The organism is Vibrio sp. RW, from assembly GCF_027587105.1.
Classification (GTDB): Bacteria; Pseudomonadota; Gammaproteobacteria; order Enterobacterales; family Vibrionaceae; genus Vibrio; species Vibrio toranzoniae.
Map to the genome: position 1 here is coordinate 1 of NZ_JAPPTM010000066.1, position 1,638 is coordinate 1,638.

Below are 1,638 nucleotides of genomic sequence, written 5' to 3' on the forward strand. Positions count from 1 at the left end.
CCCCCTCTGGCAGGATAGTTGTCACTGTTAAAATTTAACCAGTATGGGCGGTAATGGGTGAACCTTGTCTCGTATTCCAGCAGAAAGAAAAGAAGCCATATTGAAGAAGCTACTGCCTCCATACTCCATGTCAGTAAGCCAATTATCAAAAGAAGAAGGCATTAGCACCGCGACCCTGTATCATTGGAGACAGCAACTCAGACGTTCAGGAGCCGCAGTGCCAAACAGCAACACTTCAACAGAGCAGTGGTCTGCTCAAACTAAACTTGCCATCGTCGCCGAGACTTACTCGATGACCGAGAATGAACTCAGCCAATATTGTCGTGAAAAAGGTCTGTTTCCTGAACAAGTCCAAAGCTGGCGCAGCGAATGTATGCAGGGGTTTATGTCGAGTAAAGAGCGGGAAGCGGAAGCAAAGAAGCAGGCCAAAGCGGATAAGCTTGAAATCAAAGAGCTAAAGAAAGAATTACGCCACAAAGAAAAGGCACTGGCTGAAACTGCTGCCCTGTTGGTTCTACGAAAAAAGCTCAGAGCCTTTTACGGGGAAGAGCCAGAGGACGACTAACCTCAACCGATGAAAGGCAGTACCTGATTGCTCTTATCCACGATGCCAAGCAAAGCGGTTGCCGCTTAGAACGAGCTTGTCATGAGGTTCAAATTGACGTGAGAACGTATCGTCGATGGTATCGACAAGGAGAGGTTCAGGCGGATAAAAGGCCGACCTGTGCCAGAGCAGAGCCAGCTAACAAGCTCTCGCAGCAAGAGCGTGATGCGATTATCGAGGTATGTAACCGCCCAGAGTTCGCGAGCTTACCTCCGACTCAAATCGTACCGACACTGCTTGATAAAGGGGAATATATCGCCTCAGAGTCGAGCTATTATCGAGTACTGAGTGCACAAGGACAACTTCACAACCGAGGCCGTCAGAGGAGTAGACAAAAGCAAGCGAAGCCAACGAGTTATACGGCGACAGGCTCGAATCAAGTCTACACATGGGATATCACTTACTTGCCTTCAAAGGTTCGAGGCCAACACTATTATCTGTACGTCATAGAGGATATCTACAGCCGAAAAATCGTGGGTTATGAGGTGTATGAACGTGAGTGCGGTGAGTTAGCGTCACAACTCCTGCAACGAACGTTGATGCGAGAGCAGTGCTTCAATCAACCGCTGGTACTTCACTCGGATAACGGTGCGCCCATGAAATCGCTGACGTTCAAAGCGAAGATGGATGAGCTAGGTATCACTTCATCGTATAGCCGCCCAAGAGTCAGTGATGACAACCCGTATGTTGAATCGTTGTTCCGCACGGTAAAGTACATGCCAAGCTGGCCGACAAAGGGCTTTGCAAATCTCAACAGCAGTCGAAGTTGGGTTGAAGCCTTCGTGCGCTGGTACAACACCGAACACAAGCACAGTAAGCTAAATTATGTCACGCCTTCAGAGCGTCATAATGGACAAGATGAAGAGATCTTGAAGCGCCGAGCTGAGGTATTGCTCGCAGCAAAGCAGCGAAAACCTGAGCGTTGGCCTAGTGATATCAGGAACTGTGAACCAGTTGGTGAAGTTCACCTAAATCCAGAAAGAGAAGCTGCTTAATAAGCAAGCAAATGATGACAACTACCTTGAAAAACGCCG

General features: G+C 48.4%; 1 protein-coding gene. It reads left to right on the plus strand.

The features are described from left to right. Nucleotides 1–64 precede the first annotated feature (64 nt). Nucleotides 65–1,599, plus strand: a protein-coding gene (locus tag OCT63_RS21295; RefSeq protein WP_419836411.1) for an IS3 family transposase whose coding sequence is annotated in 2 segments (ribosomal slippage) — nt 65–518 and nt 518–1,599 — 1,536 coding nt in all. Because the reading frame shifts where the segments join, the coding sequence is not laid out codon by codon here. Nucleotides 1,600–1,638 lie beyond the last annotated feature (39 nt).